General features: G+C 52.3%; 19 protein-coding genes. 7 read left to right on the top strand and 12 right to left on the bottom strand.

What is annotated here, in order from left to right; genetic code table 11:
• Positions 1-358 precede the first annotated feature (358 nt).
• The 4 genes from QMZ30_RS18830 to QMZ30_RS18845 form a co-directional block, all read right to left on the bottom strand.
• Positions 359-838, bottom strand: a complete 480-nt coding sequence (locus QMZ30_RS18830) for a YbjN domain-containing protein (protein ID WP_039336361.1) — start codon at positions 836-838, stop codon at positions 359-361.
• Positions 839-924: 86 nt separating this feature from the next.
• A complete protein-coding gene (rimK, locus tag QMZ30_RS18835; RefSeq protein WP_039336363.1) occupies positions 925-1,827 on the bottom strand; it encodes a 30S ribosomal protein S6--L-glutamate ligase in 903 nt (300 codons plus the stop codon).
• 17 nt (positions 1,828-1,844) lie between these two features.
• Positions 1,845-2,567 (bottom strand): oxygen-insensitive NADPH nitroreductase, encoded by a 723-nt coding sequence (gene nfsA / locus QMZ30_RS18840; RefSeq protein ID WP_283228559.1) that lies wholly within the window; start codon positions 2,565-2,567, stop codon positions 1,845-1,847.
• A gap of 12 nt (positions 2,568-2,579) precedes the next feature.
• A complete protein-coding gene (locus QMZ30_RS18845) occupies positions 2,580-2,831 on the bottom strand; it encodes a DUF1418 family protein (protein ID WP_039336368.1) in 252 nt (83 codons plus the stop codon).
• Positions 2,832-3,043: 212 nt separating this feature from the next.
• On the opposite strand from QMZ30_RS18845, the gene QMZ30_RS18850 reads away from it, so the two are divergent.
• The gene (locus QMZ30_RS18850; RefSeq protein ID WP_039336371.1) at positions 3,044-3,307 is read left to right on the top strand and encodes a GrxA family glutaredoxin; all 264 of its coding nucleotides are present in this window, start codon (positions 3,044-3,046) and stop codon (positions 3,305-3,307) included.
• Positions 3,308-3,366: 59 nt separating this feature from the next.
• On the opposite strand, the gene ybjM is transcribed toward QMZ30_RS18850, so the two are convergent.
• Complete coding sequence (gene ybjM, locus QMZ30_RS18855) at positions 3,367-3,738, bottom strand: inner membrane protein YbjM (RefSeq protein WP_283228560.1); 372 nt, start codon at positions 3,736-3,738, stop codon at positions 3,367-3,369.
• Between the two features lie 254 nt (positions 3,739-3,992).
• Here ybjM and QMZ30_RS18860 point away from each other — a divergent pair, with 254 nt between their 5' ends.
• The 3 genes from QMZ30_RS18860 (at position 3,993) to ybjG (ending at position 7,231) form a co-directional block, all read left to right on the top strand.
• Complete coding sequence (locus QMZ30_RS18860; RefSeq protein WP_283228561.1) at positions 3,993-5,681, top strand: aspartate:alanine antiporter; 1,689 nt, start codon at positions 3,993-3,995, stop codon at positions 5,679-5,681.
• A gap of 202 nt (positions 5,682-5,883) precedes the next feature.
• Positions 5,884-6,639, top strand: a complete 756-nt coding sequence (locus tag QMZ30_RS18865; RefSeq protein ID WP_283228562.1) for a phosphatase PAP2 family protein — start codon at positions 5,884-5,886, stop codon at positions 6,637-6,639.
• A complete protein-coding gene (gene ybjG / locus QMZ30_RS18870) occupies positions 6,626-7,231 on the top strand; it encodes an undecaprenyl-diphosphate phosphatase (RefSeq protein WP_283228563.1) in 606 nt (201 codons plus the stop codon). Before QMZ30_RS18865 ends, ybjG begins: the two co-directional genes overlap by 14 nt.
• A 33-nt stretch (positions 7,232-7,264) precedes the next feature.
• Here the strand turns inward: ybjG and QMZ30_RS18875 are convergent, their stop codons facing one another.
• The gene (locus QMZ30_RS18875; protein WP_283228564.1) at positions 7,265-8,470 is read right to left on the bottom strand and encodes a serine hydrolase; all 1,206 of its coding nucleotides are present in this window, start codon (positions 8,468-8,470) and stop codon (positions 7,265-7,267) included.
• 276 nt (positions 8,471-8,746) lie between these two features.
• Here QMZ30_RS18875 and QMZ30_RS18880 point away from each other — a divergent pair, with 276 nt between their 5' ends.
• Positions 8,747-9,403, top strand: coding sequence for an HAD family hydrolase (locus QMZ30_RS18880; protein WP_283228565.1), 657 nt, complete (start codon positions 8,747-8,749; stop codon positions 9,401-9,403).
• 1 nt (position 9,404) lies between these two features.
• Here the strand turns inward: QMZ30_RS18880 and QMZ30_RS18885 are convergent, their stop codons facing one another.
• From QMZ30_RS18885 to QMZ30_RS18905, 5 genes are all read right to left on the bottom strand, one after another.
• Positions 9,405-10,538: a PQQ-dependent sugar dehydrogenase gene (locus QMZ30_RS18885; protein ID WP_283228566.1), complete on the bottom strand. Its 1,134-nt coding sequence runs from the start codon at positions 10,536-10,538 to the stop codon at positions 9,405-9,407.
• A gap of 105 nt (positions 10,539-10,643) precedes the next feature.
• Positions 10,644-11,300, bottom strand: a complete 657-nt coding sequence (locus QMZ30_RS18890; RefSeq protein WP_283228567.1) for a DUF3313 domain-containing protein — start codon at positions 11,298-11,300, stop codon at positions 10,644-10,646.
• Positions 11,301-11,416: 116 nt separating this feature from the next.
• Positions 11,417-12,052, bottom strand: a complete 636-nt coding sequence (locus tag QMZ30_RS18895) for a carbonic anhydrase (protein WP_058973369.1) — start codon at positions 12,050-12,052, stop codon at positions 11,417-11,419.
• A 191-nt stretch (positions 12,053-12,243) separates the two neighbouring features.
• Positions 12,244-12,570: a DUF1493 family protein gene (locus QMZ30_RS18900; RefSeq protein ID WP_283228568.1), complete on the bottom strand. Its 327-nt coding sequence runs from the start codon at positions 12,568-12,570 to the stop codon at positions 12,244-12,246.
• Positions 12,564-13,028 carry an STM2901 family protein gene (locus tag QMZ30_RS18905; protein ID WP_283228569.1) on the bottom strand — a complete coding sequence of 155 codons (465 nt, stop codon included), beginning with the start codon at positions 13,026-13,028 and terminating at the stop codon, positions 12,564-12,566. The genes QMZ30_RS18900 and QMZ30_RS18905 overlap by 7 nt, the downstream gene beginning before the upstream one ends.
• A gap of 380 nt (positions 13,029-13,408) precedes the next feature.
• Here QMZ30_RS18905 and rimO point away from each other — a divergent pair, with 380 nt between their 5' ends.
• Positions 13,409-14,734: a 30S ribosomal protein S12 methylthiotransferase RimO gene (rimO, locus tag QMZ30_RS18910; RefSeq protein ID WP_283228570.1), complete on the top strand. Its 1,326-nt coding sequence runs from the start codon at positions 13,409-13,411 to the stop codon at positions 14,732-14,734.
• Here the strand turns inward: rimO and QMZ30_RS18915 are convergent.
• The gene (locus QMZ30_RS18915; RefSeq protein ID WP_283228571.1) at positions 14,731-15,180 is read right to left on the bottom strand and encodes a DUF4385 domain-containing protein; all 450 of its coding nucleotides are present in this window, start codon (positions 15,178-15,180) and stop codon (positions 14,731-14,733) included. The genes rimO and QMZ30_RS18915 overlap by 4 nt on opposite strands.
• 115 nt (positions 15,181-15,295) lie before the next feature.
• Between QMZ30_RS18915 and QMZ30_RS18920 the strand changes: the two genes are divergently transcribed.
• The gene (locus QMZ30_RS18920) at positions 15,296-16,963 is read left to right on the top strand and encodes a methyl-accepting chemotaxis protein (RefSeq protein WP_283228572.1); all 1,668 of its coding nucleotides are present in this window, start codon (positions 15,296-15,298) and stop codon (positions 16,961-16,963) included.
• The last annotated feature ends 113 nt before the right edge of the window (positions 16,964-17,076 follow it).

Consider the following 17,076-nt stretch of genomic DNA (forward strand, 5'->3'; position numbering starts at 1 on the left):
TTAGCGGGTCATCACAACGCTGCATACACGCGATCCTGACGTTGCGTTTATTGTCGAATTAGACGCATAGAATGAATCAATATTCAGCGGGAGTTTAATAGCAAAAACCTATGTTTGTGCTGAGGTTGCACGTCTCAGGCAGCCCCGCAAGAATAGCCCCACAGCTTCATGCGTGCCAGAGCCCAGCGTAAAAAACGCCTTTTTGCGATATCTTATGCATGTTTCTGCTATGGGGTTTGGCACTAGCGGCATAAAGCACGACTAATATCTGGCAATAAAGGGCAAAATGCAGAATAAAAAGTGGTGGGGATAAAATGAAAACTGCCGCAAAAAGCGGCAGTTAGCGAGACGGGAAATCTTAGTGCAGCATCGCGTGGCTGCCGGAACTGGGTTGACGTTCCTCTTCTTCGCCCATCATCAGTAAATTGTTGGCAAAGGCTTCCATAATCACCATGGAAATCCCCTCTTCACTCTGCTTCATAAAGTGAGAGAACTGGCCAAAGGTCAAACCAGCGGTGGTACTGATGGACTGGCAGACAATCAGCTTGGGCAGATTATCGTCCTGAATATCGATAAAGGCTTTCACCGTTAATGAACTGGCGTTGATTTGCGACAAATCGCCAACCAACGGGATAAGCGCCGTGGGCTTCACTTCAGCCAGTGCGGAGAAAAGGATGACGTCGTCCACCAGGTCGATTTTTGCATCAAACACCCCGTCAAAATTCTGCATGTGCGGCAGATGCAGTGCCTGGCAGGCATCGCATTCGAACCAGGTGATATTTTGTTGATCCAGCCAGCGACGCAGCATGTCGATGTCAGGAACGACCAGTGAATCCATCGTTATGTCCTGTGGGGTGAAGAAATAAGCGCCTTAGCTTACGGAAAAAGTCATGCTGTTGCCACGAAAACCGCGTAAAAGCGGGCTCAGCCGCCCGTTTTAAGACGATAGCCGGGGCAGGCGTGTTGTTCAACCCATTCAATCATCATGGTGGCGATATCTAAACCGGTGTTGCCCTCAATACCTTCGAGACCGGGCGACGCATTGACTTCCATCACCAGCGGCCCGCGATGCGCACGTAAGATATCAACGCCAGCGATCTCCAGACCCAGCGTTGACGCGGCTTTCACCGCAATCTCACGCTCCTTGTCGGTAATGGTCACTGCATGCGCTTTGCCACCGCGATGCAGATTAGAGCGGAAATCCCCCTCTTTGGCTTCACGTTCAATGGCGGCCACCACCCGATCGCCAATCACCAGACAACGAATATCGCGCCCTTGTGCTTCTTTGATGAACTCCTGCACCAGGATATGGGCGTTCAGACCACGAAAGGCATCAATCACGCTTTCGGCAGCCTGACGCGTTTCCGCCAGTACCACACCAATACCCTGCGTCCCTTCCACCAGCTTGACCACTAGCGGCGCCCCACCCACCATGGCGATGAGATCTTGCGTATCGTCCGGCGAGGAAGCAAATCCGGTGATTGGCATATCAATGCCTTCACGTGCCAGCAACTGCAGTGAGCGTAATTTATCGCGGGCGCGGGTAATCGCCACCGACTCGTTCAAGGGATAACTGCCCAACATTTCGAACTGACGTAGCACAGCCGTGCCATAGAAGGTGGTGGCAGTGCCGATACGCGGGATGACCGCGTCAAAATGGCCCAGCGGTTCACCCCGATAATGCACAGCCGATGAATCGGAGTTGATGTTCATATAGCAGGAGAGCGGATCGATCATCTGCACCTGATGACCACGCTCTTCCGCAGCATCCCGCAGGCGTTTGCACGAATACAGCGATCCATCGCGGGTAAGAATGGCCATCTTCATTGCTGAGTTCCTTGTGCTTAGCGTGTCGCCCAGCCTTGCTGATGCAGATAATCCAGCATAAATGGCCGCGTTTCTTTAATAATCAAGCGCTGAATCAGTTCGCTCCAGGTTTCGGAACGCTGGTTGCTGTCGCGCTGCTGATAATAGGCCGTAATTTGATTATCGTAATCAGCCAGTAGGTTTTTATCGACAGCCTGATAACGATTTTCATGCACCAGCATAGCTTGCGGCATACGCGGTTTCACATCCGGCGCTGACGCAGGATGGCCAATACAGAAACCAAACAGGGGCAATACAAATTGAGGCAGTCCCAGCAATTCGGTGACTTGAGCAATGTTGTTACGGATGCCGCCAATAAACACCCCCCCCAGGCCCAACGATTCGGCCGCTACCATGGCATTTTGCGCCATCAGCGCGGTATCGACGCAGCCCAGCAGTAGCTGCTCGGCGCGGCCGAGATGCGCATCGGGGCAAATTTGCTGATGGCGATTAAAGTCGGCGCAGAATACCCAAAACTCCGCTGCAGCACTGACCCAAGGCTGTCCGCCGGTCAGCTGCACCAGCTGTTCACGCATGGCCTTATCCGTGATGCGAATAATGGAAGAGCACTGTAAAAAACTGGAGGTAGAGGCCGCTTGTGCTGCAGCAATGATCGCGCTGCGCTGGGCATCATCTATACCTTGCTCAGTAAAGGCGCGAATGGAACGGTGGCTGCATAGTAAATCAATCGTCGGCGTCATAATCCTCTCCGGTTACTTCTTTTTGTGAGTTTGATTAAACAACTGCGGCGCCATGGCTTTCGCCGTTCGCCACATCATCAGCCATGCTGCGGGCAGCATCAGCGCAATGCCAAGGAAAAACAATAGCGTAGCCAACGAGTTTTTCGCCATAAACGCTGGGGCGCTGACCCAGTCGTTGACCAACAGCAGCGCGCCAATCACCGAAAGAACGCCCAGCACTTCCAGTAGCAATATCGGTTTGGGCAAAGTCGCCAGATTACGCATAGGTGAATCCCTCAGTGACTCAATTTGTCAGTCGCATGCTAGATCCGAATACTTCGCATCATGAGGGTGAAGTATGGCGGATATAGTTTGCGGCCATTAGATTAACAGGCAATTTCTTCTTTGCTTAAGCAGGATGGGCGGGCATGATGAATGCTATTATTCACGCTGTAATGTGAAACTGGTCACAAAACAGCAGCGGAAGGAGAGAAGCAATGATTGCAGTGATTTTTGGCCGTGAAAGCTGCCCATACTGCGTACGTGCCAAAGAGTTAGCCACCAAGCTAACCAGTGAGCGCGACGATTTTAACTATCAGTACGTCGATATTCAGACCACCGGTATTACTAAAGCCGACCTGGAAGCGCGTGCGGGCAAACCGGTTACCACCGTGCCGCAGATTTTCCTCGACGATCAGCATATCGGTGGCTACACCGAATTTGCTGCCTGGACCAAAGAAAATCTGGGTGTTGAAGCCTGATTGATCGGGCGCGTTATCGGGGCGGCTTTTAGGCCGCCTCTCGCCACAAATCCAACATATTACTCAGCCCGCATCGCCAGCATTATCCGCAGTAGTCGCACCACCAAAGCGCCGCACCCCGCCCAGAACAACGCACTCAAACTCCACGCCACCACCAGCAGCCAACTGTGCATTTGCGTCACGGTGAACCACACCCACGCTAACCCCAACAATGAGCCGCCCAACGCGACCCACAGCGTCCCGATCAGCGGGCTGTCTGGCTGCATCACAGCCATCAGCATGCCTGGCAATAAAAACAGCAATAACTCAGGTTGTCCACGCACGGCTTGTTCCGCCGCAGCGGCCCAAAAATGATGTGCAAAAATAAACACCAGCGTATAAAGCATCATGCCCAAAACCGATGCTGGCCAGCGATTATTGCGCTGCAACATAACCATCCTCAACTTTGACGTTAACAATATTGAAACGTTTACTGCCCTGATGCGTAAAAGTGGAAATAAAAATAAACAGCAACGGCCCTAAGGAATGAAATGGCTGATAGCTGAGGGAGTTAATTATGATTAGAATGACGCCGCTGTCATTTATGGCCTGCACCTTCCTGGCGACAAGGACACTTGCGGTCGCCACAAGATAGCGAAAAAAGGCCCATTCATCAACTCGTTACTGGTAAAGAAGAAGTTAAAGCGTGAACATTAACGTCGCAGAATTGTTAAGCGGAAATGACGTTCTGTTATTATTTGTCGTCTTAGCCCTTGGGCTGTGTCTGGGTAAATTACGCCTGGGTTCTGTCCAACTCGGTAATTCCATTGGTGTACTCGTTGTTTCTTTGATTTTAGGCCAACAACACTTTGCGATAAATACCGATGCATTAAGCCTCGGCTTTATGTTGTTTATTTTTTGTGTCGGTGTCGAAGCGGGGCCAAACTTTTTCTCAATCTTTTTCCGCGACGGTAAAAATTACTTCTTTCTCGCCATTGTGATGGTGGTCAGTGCACTCCTGATAGCCTTAGGGCTGGGTAAACTGTTCGGTTGGGATATTGGGCTGACAGCGGGCATGCTGGCCGGCTCCATGACGTCAACGCCGGTGCTGGTTGGCGCGGGTGACACACTGCGACAAAGCATCAGCGACGGCCATCAGTTGAGCACGATGCAGGATAATCTGAGTCTCGGTTACGCCCTGACCTATCTGATTGGTTTGGTCAGCCTGATTTTTGGTGCGCGCTATCTTCCACGCCTGCAGCATCAGGATTTACCGACCTGTGCGCAACAGATCGCGCGTGAACGAGGCCTTGATGCCGACAGCCAGCGCAAAGTGTTCCTGCCGGTGATTCGCGCCTACCGCGTGGGGCCGGAGCTGGTGGAATGGAGCGGCGGCAAAAATCTGCGCGAACTGGGCATTCACCGCCAGACCGGCTGTTACATCGAACGCCTGCGCCGTAATGGTATTCTCGCCAGTCCCGATGGTGACGCGATGCTGCAACTGGGCGATGACATTTCCCTGGTGGGCTATCCTGACGCACACGCTCGCCTCGATCCCAGCTTCCGCAACGGCAAAGAAGTGTTCGATCGCGATCTACTCGACATGCGTATCGTCACCGAAGAGATCGTGGTGAAAAACCACAATGCGGTGAATAAGCGCCTTAGCCACCTGAAACTCACTGACCACGGTTGCTTCCTCAACCGCGTAATCCGCAGCCAGATTGAGATGCCCATTGATGACAGCATCATGCTCAATAAAGGCGATGTGTTGCAGGTCAGTGGTGAAGCGCGACGCGTAAAAAGCCTGGCAGACCGCATTGGCTTTATCGCAATCCACAGTCAGATGACCGATCTGCTGGCATTCTGCGCGTTCTTTATTATCGGATTGATGATCGGCATGATTACCTTCCAGTTCAGCAACTTCAGCTTTGGCATCGGCAACGCCGCCGGTTTGCTGTTCGCCGGGATCATGCTGGGTTTCCTGCGTGCTAACCACCCTACCTTTGGTTATATCCCTCAGGGTGCACTCACCATGGTGAAAGAGTTTGGTCTGATGGTGTTTATGGCGGGTGTCGGCCTGAGTGCTGGCAGCGGCTTGCAACATGGACTAGGCAGCGCAGGTGCACTGATGCTGTTAAGCGGCTTGCTGGTCAGTTTAATACCGGTGGTGGTGTGCTATTTGTTTGGCGCCTATGTGTTGAAAATGAACCGTGCGCTGTTGTTCGGCGCCATCATGGGTGCCCGTACCTGTGCACCGGCAATGGAGATCATCAGTGATACCGCCCGCAGTAGCATTCCGGCACTAGGCTATGCAGGAACTTATGCCATTGCTAACGTTTTGCTGACGCTCGCCGGCACCCTGATTGTGATAATTTGGCCGCTTTTGCCTTTTTAAAATTTTTTTTACCCCGTTCAGAACTTTCTATTTGGGGCGCAGTCTGAATAAGTGCCACTGCTTTTCTTTGAAATCCCCAAATTGAGGAGCCCGCCGGTCACTGACTTGCGGGTTTTTTTATGCCTGCTATTCCTGCCGCTTAAGGTTCTCCTAAGCGTAAATTGCGACCCTGCCGCTCTGATTTCGCTATTTTCAAACCTTCATGCAACTTTCATCAAAGTTAAACACTCCAACAACCCGCGATAAGATTAAGAGCCAGACTATTTATTGTTTGTCTGGGCGCTTTTACGCTATCAACTTTATTTTGCTGGCAATTTTTGCACTGGTGTTCTTGTGGTGGTCACGCCACGAAAGCCTGGATATCGCCATCACCAGGATGTGGTTTGATCCGCTGACACAGACGTTTCCGTGGCAGCACAACCGCTGGCTGGACCTGATAAATCATCGTTTGTTCAAAGATGTGATCATTATCGGCGCGGTACTGCTGCTATTACGCGGACTACAGAAGCGCGATGGGCGTCGCGTGCTGGTGGCCCTGCTGTTTGGCTTGGGGCCGCTGGTGGTAGGTGTTCTGAAGGCGCACAGCGCACATTCATGCCCATGGGATCTGGCGATGTTCGGCGGTAAAGCTGCCACCTTCGCGTTGCTGGATGCCGTGCCCGCCAATAGCGGGCCGGGCCAATGTTTCCCTGGCGGACATGCCTCCAGTGGTTTTGCCATGATGGCGCTGTTTTTCCTGTGGTGGCCTGAACGTCCCCGCCGCGCGCTGTTGGCGCTGTGCGCAGGTGGCACAATTGGCCTGTTGATGGGTTATGGCCAGGTGATGCGCGGTGCCCACTTCTTCTCACACAACCTGTGGGCAGGCTGGTGGGTATGGCTGAGCCAGGTGCTGATTTTTGCTGGTGTTTCTTTTTGGGTAAACAGAACGAGGGTGATGAAACGTGATGGAAGCACTTAACCACACGATTTTTTTATGGATTAACGCCACCGCGGATTCGCCGCAGTGGTTGATTCATCTGGCCACTTTTATCGCGAAAGATGTGATTGCGATTGTGCCATTACTGATTGTTGCGCTCTGGTTGTGGGGACCGCGCGATCAGGTTCAGTCACAGCGTGCGCTGGTGTTAAAAACCGGTATGGCGCTGATCTACGCACTGAGTATTTCATGGTGTGTGGGACAACTGCTGCCGCATCCGCGCCCCTTCGCTATCGGCCTTGGTCATCAGTTCCTGGCACACGCCGCCGATGACTCTTACCCCAGTGACCACGGCACCACTATCTTCACCTTTGCGCTGGCGTTTATCTTCTGGCATCGCCTGTGGTCGGGCGTGATTTTGTTGGCGGTGGGCAGTGCGATTGCCTGGTCACGCGTCTATCTGGGCGTTCACTGGCCGATGGATATGCTGGGTGGATTCCTGGTAGGTCTGCTGGCTTGTCTGGCGTCGCACATGGCGTGGCAGCTATACGGTGAACGCATGCTGGCCTTTACGCATCAGGTGTATCGCGCACTCTTTTCAATGCCGATTAAGAAAGGCTGGGTACGCGGATAATGCAGCAGGCGGCGCAAATGCGCCGCCCAAGTATCAATTCAACCACTTACCAAACCAGCCGTTGAATTTCATCATGATGAAGTCCCAAATGCGGCCAATAAAGCCACCCTCGGGCACATCCTCCATCACCACCAACGGACGCTGGTCAATCGTTTTGCCATCCAACTGGAAATCGATAGTGCCCACCACCTGATTCTTCTGCAGCGGTGCCTCCAGTTGCGGCGAATTCAGGGTAAAGCTTGCCTTGAGGTTTTTCATTTGGCCTTTCGGCACAGTGATTGCCGCATCCTTAGCGACTCCCAGATTGACCTGGCTGTGGTCGCCAAACCAGACACGCTGTTGGGCAAACGGCTTATCAGCTTTGATTGGCGTCACCGTTTCATAGAAACGGAAGCCCCATGTCAGCAGTTTCTCGCTCTCACGAAAACGAATCGCATCGGTTTGCGTGCCCAGCACCACTGAAATCAGTCGCATGTCACCATCTACTGCGGAGGCCACCAGATTGTTACCTGCGCCAGAAGTGTGCCCGGTTTTGATACCATCTACCTTCAGATTACTGCTCCACAGCAGGCGGTTGCGGTTCATCTGCTTGATATGGTTAAAGGTGAACTCTTTTTCGCTGTTGAGCGCATACTCTTCCGGCACGTCACTGATCAGACGCTGACCAATGATGGCCATGTCACGAGCGGTGCTGTATTGCCCTTCCGCATCAAGACCGTGCACAGTCATGAAATGGGTGTTTTGCAGTCCAAAGGCTTTCACGTAGTTGTTCATCAGGCCGATAAACGAGTCCTGGCTGCCTGCAACATAATCGGCCAGTGCGATACAGGCATCATTACCTGACTGAATCACCACGCCTTTATTCAGTTCCGAAACCGGAATGCGGTCCCCCGGCTTAAGGAACATCAGCGATGAGCCGCGCAGTTTTGGATTGCCGGTCGCCCACGCATCCTGACCAATGGTCACCAGGTCATCATTATGTATCTTGCCCGCTTTCAGTGCCTGTCCGACCACATAACTGGTCATCATTTTGGTCAGGCTGGCGGGATCGAGGCGTTGATCGGCATTGGACTCTGCCAGCACTTTCCCACTGTTATAGTCCATTAAAATCCAGGCTTTGGCTTCAATCTGTGGAGCAGCAGGCGCCTGTTCAGCCTGAGTGGTGAACGGGAGGAAAAGCACTAATAATGAAGTGGCAGCCAGCGGCCGCAAGGCAGAAGTGACGGAGTTTTTTCTCATGAGCGTGACCAGATTGTCCTTGTTAAATCATGGTTTTGGTGCGGGTAAGACATGTCTTAATAAAAGCTACACGCTAACCCCCTGCGAACAAAACCGTCCAATCGTAAAGTTTTTTAGAGTTTATTAGAGTAACCCTGGCACCAACGCCGCAGTGCTGCCACTTTTGATCTATTGCACAAGATGAAAAAATGCGAGAAATTCCGATTTTTCGCAGAACGGTTAAGCCAGTCACAAAATTCCGCTACCCTGATACCAGTCAGCCCGAGGAGAACCACGATGGACTTAGCCGTTTTCGATCTGGACGAAACCCTGATTTGTGAAGACAGTACCAGCCTCTGGCTGCGCTGGCTGGTTTCACAGGGATTCGCACCCGAAGCAGTCATTTTGCAAGAGCAGGCTCTGATGGAAAAATATCACGCCGGCACCCTTTCAATTGAAGAATATATGAGCACCACTCTTTCCCCTCTCGCCGGTATGGCGACCCTCACCGTTGAGGGCTGGGTGCGTCGTTTTATCCATCGCGACATTTTACCCCGTGTTTTCCCTGCCGCACGCGAACGCATTGACTGGCACCAGCAGCGCGGCGATACCGTAATGATCATTACGGCCAGTGGCGACCATCTGGCCGTTCCGATTGCACAGCGTCTTGGTGTACATGGGGCCCTTGCCATTGGTGTTGAGGTCGTGGACCAACGCTACAGTGGCCAGATCTATGGCACGGCGACCTATCGTGAAGGCAAGGTCACACGTCTGAGTGACTGGAAAGCCTTGCAGCAAGATCAACGCTTTGAGCGTACCTGGGCCTACAGCGATTCGATGAATGATCTACCGCTGCTGGCCCACGCCGATCATGCCTGGGTGATTAACCCTAATGCGCAGTTGCAGCAGGAAGCACAGCAGCGCGGCTGGGAAGTGTGCAACTGGGTGCGCTAAGTTAACCGCGAGAGGGGTTGGCCGCGTCTGCCAGCCCCACTTTTAACAGTTTTCCGTTAGCCTCATCCGTTAGCAAATAGAGAAAACCGTCTGGCCCCTGGCGGACATCGCGGATGCGTTCACCACGATCCTGCAACAAGCGCTGTTCCTCGAACACTTTCTCACCATTCACCCGCAGGCGGATTAAGCTTTTCTCTTTTAAAGCACCAATGAACAGCGAATTCTTCCATTGCGGGAAACGTGCGCTGTTGTAGAACGCCATGCCGCTGATGGCCGGAGACACTTTCCACCAAAACAGCGGTTGTTCAGTCCCCGCGACATGGGTTCCCTGGGCTTCTGGCACCTTCTGACCGCTGTAATCGATACCGTAGGTGGCCAATGGCCAGCCGTAATTTTTGCCTTTCTCTGGCAGATTCACCTCATCGCCGCCACGTGGACCGTGCTCACTCTCCCACATTTGCTGCGTCCACGGATTGAACGCTAACCCCTGTGGATTGCGCATGCCATAAGACCAAATCTCTGGGCGTGCGTCTTTGCGATGCACAAAGGGGTTATCGGGCGGGATCTCACCATTCTGCGTCAGACGCACGATTTTTCCAGAGAGCTTATCCAGCTGTTGGGCACTGCTACTGGCAAAGTTGTCACCAAAAGCGATATAGAGATATCCCTGATGATCAAACGCCAGGCGCGTGCCGATATTGGCACCGCTGGAGAGTTTAGGCGTTTGCTCCAGCAACACTTTGAAGCCGTTTAGCTGACGGTTATCGTCGCTGAGCCGCCCGTACCCCACCACACCGCCGGCACGCCCTTCAGCATTTGCCGTGGTGTAACTGAGCCACACGCGACGGCTTTGGGCGAAATCGGGCGCCAGCACCACATCCAGTAATCCACCCTGACGATTGGCCCAGACTTTCGGCACCCCGCTGATGGGCTGCGATAACCCGGTGCCCGGTTGCCAACTGCGCAGTTGCCCGGAACGTTCTGTAATCAGCAAGGTTTGATTGTCAGGCAGAAACGCCACCGACCAAGGGTGGTCGAGCTTATCCTGCAACACCTGAACCTGGACCTCTGCGGCCAAAGTGAATGAGGGGTAACTGAATACGCCAAGCAGTAGCGCAACGGGCAGTAAACGCATGGAATGCTCCTTTATCACGGTTTGCGATCAAGGGTAGTCAGTCAGTAAGAAAAGATGTGCAGGATTTACAAAACATTAAGCCCGACGCGATGTCGGGCTGCAGGATTAAGGAGCTGAGAAAGCTACAACATCGCGCACCATCTCGTCGATGCCGGGGCGTAAGTCATTGAGGGTGATTGGGGTGCTGTTATTAGGCAGTGACTTACCAAACGCCTTGCGCACCACCTTAATCATCGGTTTCCCGGTTTGGGCATCCACCGCTTCCACTTCCAGGAACAGCGCACTGTTTTGAGTTCTGTGCCCGGTGGCCGCCATGGTGCTGGCCACCACAGCAGCAATCGGTACCACTTCGTAGAACTGCACCCCTTCGTTTTCAGCACTCACCGCCGTGATTGCGCTCTTCACACGCAGGGTATGCGCACCTGTCTTGCCCACCACAGGTTTACGTTCTGACACCGCTTTTTTTAGTTGGGCGTCAGTGTACTGGCGAATCTGATCGAGAGTCTGCTGGCTGATTCGCTCGGTAGGGCGCGCGGCGGGATAATAAACCACCGGTTCAAACACCACATTGGTATAATCCGCGCTGTGGTAATCCGGTGCTATCCAGCGTAGCGTCGGCTTTCCACTGGGCGATTGCGCCGGTTTTAACTGGCTGTAATCGCCAAGGAACCCAGAGAATTGCTGTTTATCGGCAACATGAGAGGTACAACCCACGGCCAGCATTGCCAGCGTTAAAGCAGGAATATAAAGACGAAATCGCATGAGAAAGCCCTTATAAGAGGTAAACGCTTCTCAAGTGTAGAGCGCACGCTGCGCTTTAGCGGGATAAATTCGCAGGATGTGAAGAAAACCACCCGCAGAGCAGGTGGTTTGCAGGATTACTCGAAGCAGGTCTCTGGATTATCTGAAAGTGAGATAAACGATTCACCGCCTTTGGTCAGGGCGATAATACCGCCGCTCTCAATATCATAAACCCACCCATGCAGGCGAATTTTGCCTTTACGCAGCGCTACCGCCACGGAAGGGTGTGTTTTGATATTGTTCAGCTGAGCAATAACGTTTTCTTTCACCATCTCGTTAAGACGGGTTTCAACGGACTCATACTTGCGCTCTTCCACCACGGCTTTTGCCGCATTGGCGTAATGTAGCCAGTGATCGACCGCAGGCATGCTTTCCAGGTCGGCGTTAGCCGCAATCGCATTCATGGCACCGCAATTCGAGTGGCCGCAAATAATGATTTCAGTCACGCCCAGTGCCACTACTGCATATTCAATGGTGGCAGAGACACCGCCCGGTTCAGGACCAAATGGCGGCACAATATTACCGGCATTACGGATCACAAACAGTTGACCGGGCTCAGATTGCGTGACTAATTCGGGCACCAGACGGCTGTCTGAGCACGAAATAAACAGCGCTTTAGGATTCTGGTTTGAAGCCAGACTTTTGAAAAGATCCTTCCTTTCAGGGAACACATTCTGTTGAAAATTCAGAAAACCTTTGACGATCTCTTGCATATGTCTGCTCTCACATTATCCACTTCTGCTTAGGCCATTAAATACGGCCTTCAGCGCGAGTTAACATTCTCCAGTGACAAGAATAACTTACCGTCACCGACCCAACATTTAAGCAAAACAGGCTGGATTGCACAACTCGGATCACCAGCACACTGGTTAAGCGTATACCAAAGTTGCCGCTACGCTGCAGACTAATCGTATAACCAGCGCCCAGCCTTCGCAGACTCAATTAACATGCCAATGGTGAAGTCCGGAACGGGAACAGGTTCCGTTTTTTTAAAGGGATTAAGTGAAAGCGGGACATCAGGGATGTAGGTATTGATGTCGAACTTCTGACGATCAACTTTAAACTTTTTAAAATAGTCTTCCATCAGATCTTCGAGTTCTGCAATATCAATATCCAGATCAAAGTCGAGGTCAGTATCAGGTGTCAGATTAACTTTTTTGTGATTGAACAAATACGTTCCTGCATAGGGACGAATGAAGTCATAAATTTCTTGTTCAAGCGTATTCACCATAATTTATCCTCTTCTCTGGCAATCACTTTGTAGTCTCGTACTGTTCGATAAATGATTTGAGAAATATCGGCGGCGAGGATGATGATTCCCAATAACGGCACTGAACGTCCCACGAAAGCAGAGATATTGCGCACATAGATCTTTCGCGCTGTCCAGGGAGTATAGCCACCTACCCATGTAGGAAGAGACATGCCGAAGGGAAATTTCGCTTTCTTAAACACTGCACGGGAAGCCTTGGAGGCATATGACGTCCCTTTCGTGGCATTCGCGAATTTTCCGCGCGTACCGAGATTGTTTCGTCCTGAAATAATAGCAACCACTGCGCTAAAATCTGTTACGCCTAAGCCTAATTGCTCAAGGGTATTTTCACAGAAGATCATAAAGAGCAGCTCTCCTGCGTTAAGATTCGATTTGCCCGCGTAATAGTAAGTCCCATTGAGTTGTTCTACTGTATCCACACACTCTCTCCTGAGTATCAGACAAGGGTTACCTTACATTGAAGAAAATGAATGCATAATACATAGGAATATGATGAATATTATATTGAGGGTGCTAGCCAGGGTCCAGTACGTTGATTATCCGCCAGCATGACTAATAAAGTCATATGAGTTTTTTTTCAGCCCCTGTATATATATTTCATTTTTGTGAAAATTGGCTCTCTATCTCTGGTTAATTACCTCGTTGACTGCTTAATGCCTTAGCCAGGCGGCCTCAATGTACGCTTCGCAGAATTTTTACCTTCAGACGCTTTTCACTGCATCTTACCTATACATTTTCTCCAGCAACCTCTGTACAATCGCCCCCCTATCCACACTAATTATGATGAATTTTTATCCTTATGAGCCATGTCAAAAATCCGCCGCGCGTGGGCTTCGTCTCACTCGGTTGTCCAAAAAACCTCGTCGACTCTGAACGCATCCTGACGGAACTGCGTACCGAGGGCTACGATGTGGTGCCACGCTACGATGATGCGGAGATCGTCATCGTTAACACCTGCGGATTTATTGATAGCGCCGTACAGGAATCACTGGAAGCGATTGGCGAAGCACTGAACGAAAACGGCAAAGTGATCGTCACCGGCTGCCTGGGTGCCAAAGTGGATCAGATCCGCGAAGTACACCCTAAGGTGCTGGAGATCACTGGTCCGCACAGCTACGAGCAGGTGTTGTCTCACGTTCACACCTATGTGCCAAAACCTGAGCATAACCCGTTCCTCAGCCTGGTGCCGGAGCAAGGTGTTAAGCTGACCCCGCGCCATTACGCTTACCTGAAAATTTCTGAAGGCTGCAACCATCGCTGCACTTTCTGCATCATCCCATCGATGCGTGGCGATCTCGACAGCCGCCCGATTGGTTCCGTGCTGGATGAAGCGAAACGTCTGGTGGAAGCGGGCGTAAAAGAGCTGCTGGTGATTTCACAAGATACTTCAGCCTACGGCGTGGACGTGAAACACCGCACCGGTTTCTGGAATGGATCACCGGTAAAAACCAGCATGGTCAGCCTGTGTGAGCAACTGGCTAAGCTTGGCGTCTGGGTACGTCTGCACTACGTGTACCCGTATCCACATGTGGATGACGTGATCCCGTTGATGGCCGAAGGTAAAATTCTGCCTTACCTCGATATTCCGTTACAGCACGCCAGCCCGCGCATCCTTAAGCTGATGAAGCGCCCTGGCGCAGTGGAGCGCACTCTGGAACGCATCAAACGCTGGCGTGAAATTTGCCCAGAGTTGACGCTGCGTTCGACCTTTATCGTCGGCTTCCCGGGTGAAACCGAGGAAGATTTCCAGATGCTGCTCGACTTCCTGAAGGAAGCGCGTCTGGATCGCGTCGGCTGCTTCCAGTACAGCCCAGTTGAAGGCGCTACCGCCAACCAGTTGCCGGATCAAGTGCCAGAAGACATTAAGCAAGAACGTTTCGACCGCTTTATGCAACTGCAGCAGAAAATCTCCAGCGAGCGTTTGCAGGAGAAAATCGGCCGTGAAGTGCTGGTGATCATCGATGAAGTCGATGAAGAAGGCGCAGTGGGCCGCAGCATGGCCGATGCCCCTGAGATTGACGGCGCCGTTTACCTGAATGGCGATCGTCAGGTCAAAGTGGGTGACGTGGTCCGTGTGAAAGTGGAACACGCTGACGAGTACGATTTGTGGGGTACGCGCGTTTAACCGTACTGCTGCTGGTGCGCACGTTTGCGCGCCAGATAATCCGTATCAGCTCGGATCCGATCCCAGCATGATTTGAAAATGGCCGCCGCAGCGGCCTTTTCTTTTTCCGTAGTACGCGGCAGCTCTTTCCCCTCCGCATCATATTTTCGCCCGCCTTTATGATTGCTGTAACGGCGTGCGCGGGTGTAACCCATCTGAATGAACTTGCGTGCCATGTCCATGCCAACAAAATCGTCCTGGGCGCGATAATCTTCAAACAGTTGCATGATTTGCACCGAGGACTCCTGCGCCAATTCCACGGTACGAAAGCGCCAGAAAGGCAGGATTTCACTTTTGTAAGGCTCCACCATCAACACCCCCTGCTCACCGCGTCCCACCTGATAAAGGTCTGGCCGCTGTCGGAAATCGATATTGTTAAAGTCTTGTTCGTAATCAAAGGGTTTCACTGCATTTCTCCCAACCGCCATCATCACACAGCGTAATTATTTCATCTCGGCACTTAAGCGTTCGGCTTTCACACCGATAACCTAACTATTAGCCTACTTTGTGCAGAGAGACCCCATGTTTACGAAAATGAAAATTGTGACCGCCATCATGATGATATTGGTGGTATTCACTGCGATGCAGGCGATATCTGGCTCGCTGTTTTTATCCTCGCTGATCGCCGGTCAGCATAACTTCACCACCAGCAATCAACTCTCTTATCAGCAGCGTGAAGTGGCCGATGGCTGGCAAACACTGGTGAAAACCCGTGTGATCATTAACCGCGTCGCCATACGTATTCTGAAAAATCAAACTGATGACGCGTCGCGTGCCGCCATCGACAAGCTTTTAGTCTCGGCAGGCGCATCCCTTGATGAAGCCAGGAAACACTTCGACCTGTACAAAAGCTTTCCGCGCGTTACAGGGCAAAGCGAGGCGTCTGCCCAGCTCATTGACAGCAAATTCACCGCTTATTATGCGCTGTTGAAACAATCCTCCGTGTTCCTCAAAGCCAACAACTACGCCGCTTACGGTGAACTGGATGCTCAACAGGCACAGGATGAACTAGAAGCAGCCTACAAACAGTGGCGTGAGCAGAACGTCGAGTTGCTTAACGCACGTAACGCAGACAACGACAGCACTTACCAACATATGCTGGTAATGGTGGGCGTGATGGCGGTGATTGTGGTGCTGTTGCTGATTGCCGTGTGGTTGCTGGTGCGCAAAATTTTGCTGGCTCCAATGAAGCAGGTGCAGCAGCAAATCGAACGCTTTGCCGATGGCGATCTCTCCGCTAGCCTGCAAATTGAGGGGCGCAGTGAGATGGCATCAATTGCCGCAAGCCTAAGCCATATGCAGCAGGCGCTGCTCAGCACCATCAACAATGTACGCGACAGTGCCGATGCCATTTTTGGTAGCGCCAGCGATATCGCCAACGGCAATAACGATCTCTCTTCCCGCACCGAGCAACAAGCCGCCTCGCTGGAAGAGACGGCGGCCAGTATGGAAGAGTTAACCGCAACCGTGAAGCAGAACGCTGACAACGCACGACAGGCTTCATTGCTGGCGAAAACCGCGTCAGAAACAGCGGATAAAGGCGGCAACGTGGTGGATGGCGTGGTGAAGACCATGCATGCCATCGCCGACAGCTCCAAAAAAATTGCCGACATCACCAGCGTGATCGATGGCATTGCTTTCCAGACCAATATTCTGGCACTGAACGCGGCAGTCGAAGCGGCACGTGCGGGCGAGCAAGGCCGTGGCTTTGCCGTGGTCGCCGGGGAAGTACGTAACCTGGCACAACGCAGCGCACAAGCGGCGAAAGAGATTAAGCTGCTGATTGAGAATTCGGTGCAGCGCGTCGATTTAGGTTCGCAACAGGTGAGCAGCGCGGGCGATACCATGCAGGAGATCGTCAGTGCAGTGACGCGTGTGACGGATATTATGGGAGAAATTGCCTCGGCGTCTGATGAGCAGAGTCGTGGGATCGATCAGATTGGTCAGGCGGTGAATGAGATGGATCGCGTTACGCAGCAAAACGCCACGCTGGTACAGGAATCTGCTAACGCGTCCGCATCACTGGAGCAGCAGGCCAGCAGCCTGTCATCCGCCGTGGCACGCTTTAAAACCGGTTCCCGCCCCGCGATCGCCGTAGCGCCAAAAATCGTGAAGCCTGCTGCGATTGCGCCAGTCCGTGCGGTGCCCGCCGTGAGCGGCAACAGTAACGAGAACTGGGAAACGTTTTAAGCCCAGTATCTTACGCAGTGGCGTGCTGAGGTACGCCCCAGCGATTATTTGTACGGCAAGATTATGTGCGCGCCTTCATTGTAGTGGAGGCCTTCAGGCCTCCCAGAACACGC

This window comes from Pantoea sp. EA-12, from assembly GCF_030053355.1.
GTDB lineage: Bacteria > Pseudomonadota > Gammaproteobacteria > Enterobacterales > Enterobacteriaceae > Pantoea > Pantoea vagans_C.

Coding starts and splice junctions, on each gene's coding strand:
- QMZ30_RS18830 (WP_039336361.1), bottom strand. CDS start 838: ATGGATTCACTGGTCGTTCCTGACATCGACATGCTGCGTCGCTGGCTG.
- rimK (WP_039336363.1), bottom strand. CDS start 1,827: ATGAAGATGGCCATTCTTACCCGCGATGGATCGCTGTATTCGTGCAAA.
- nfsA (WP_283228559.1), bottom strand. CDS start 2,567: ATGACGCCGACGATTGATTTACTATGCAGCCACCGTTCCATTCGCGCC.
- QMZ30_RS18845 (WP_039336368.1), bottom strand. CDS start 2,831: ATGCGTAATCTGGCGACTTTGCCCAAACCGATATTGCTACTGGAAGTG.
- QMZ30_RS18850 (WP_039336371.1), top strand. CDS start 3,044: ATGATTGCAGTGATTTTTGGCCGTGAAAGCTGCCCATACTGCGTACGT.
- ybjM (WP_283228560.1), bottom strand. CDS start 3,738: ATGTTGCAGCGCAATAATCGCTGGCCAGCATCGGTTTTGGGCATGATG.
- QMZ30_RS18865 (WP_283228562.1), top strand. CDS start 5,884: ATGCAACTTTCATCAAAGTTAAACACTCCAACAACCCGCGATAAGATT.
- ybjG (WP_283228563.1), top strand. CDS start 6,626: ATGGAAGCACTTAACCACACGATTTTTTTATGGATTAACGCCACCGCG.
- QMZ30_RS18875 (WP_283228564.1), bottom strand. CDS start 8,470: ATGAGAAAAAACTCCGTCACTTCTGCCTTGCGGCCGCTGGCTGCCACT.
- QMZ30_RS18880 (WP_283228565.1), top strand. CDS start 8,747: ATGGACTTAGCCGTTTTCGATCTGGACGAAACCCTGATTTGTGAAGAC.
- QMZ30_RS18885 (WP_283228566.1), bottom strand. CDS start 10,538: ATGCGTTTACTGCCCGTTGCGCTACTGCTTGGCGTATTCAGTTACCCC.
- QMZ30_RS18890 (WP_283228567.1), bottom strand. CDS start 11,300: ATGCGATTTCGTCTTTATATTCCTGCTTTAACGCTGGCAATGCTGGCC.
- QMZ30_RS18895 (WP_058973369.1), bottom strand. CDS start 12,052: ATGCAAGAGATCGTCAAAGGTTTTCTGAATTTTCAACAGAATGTGTTC.
- QMZ30_RS18900 (WP_283228568.1), bottom strand. CDS start 12,570: ATGGTGAATACGCTTGAACAAGAAATTTATGACTTCATTCGTCCCTAT.
- rimO (WP_283228570.1), top strand. CDS start 13,409: ATGAGCCATGTCAAAAATCCGCCGCGCGTGGGCTTCGTCTCACTCGGT.
- QMZ30_RS18920 (WP_283228572.1), top strand. CDS start 15,296: ATGTTTACGAAAATGAAAATTGTGACCGCCATCATGATGATATTGGTG.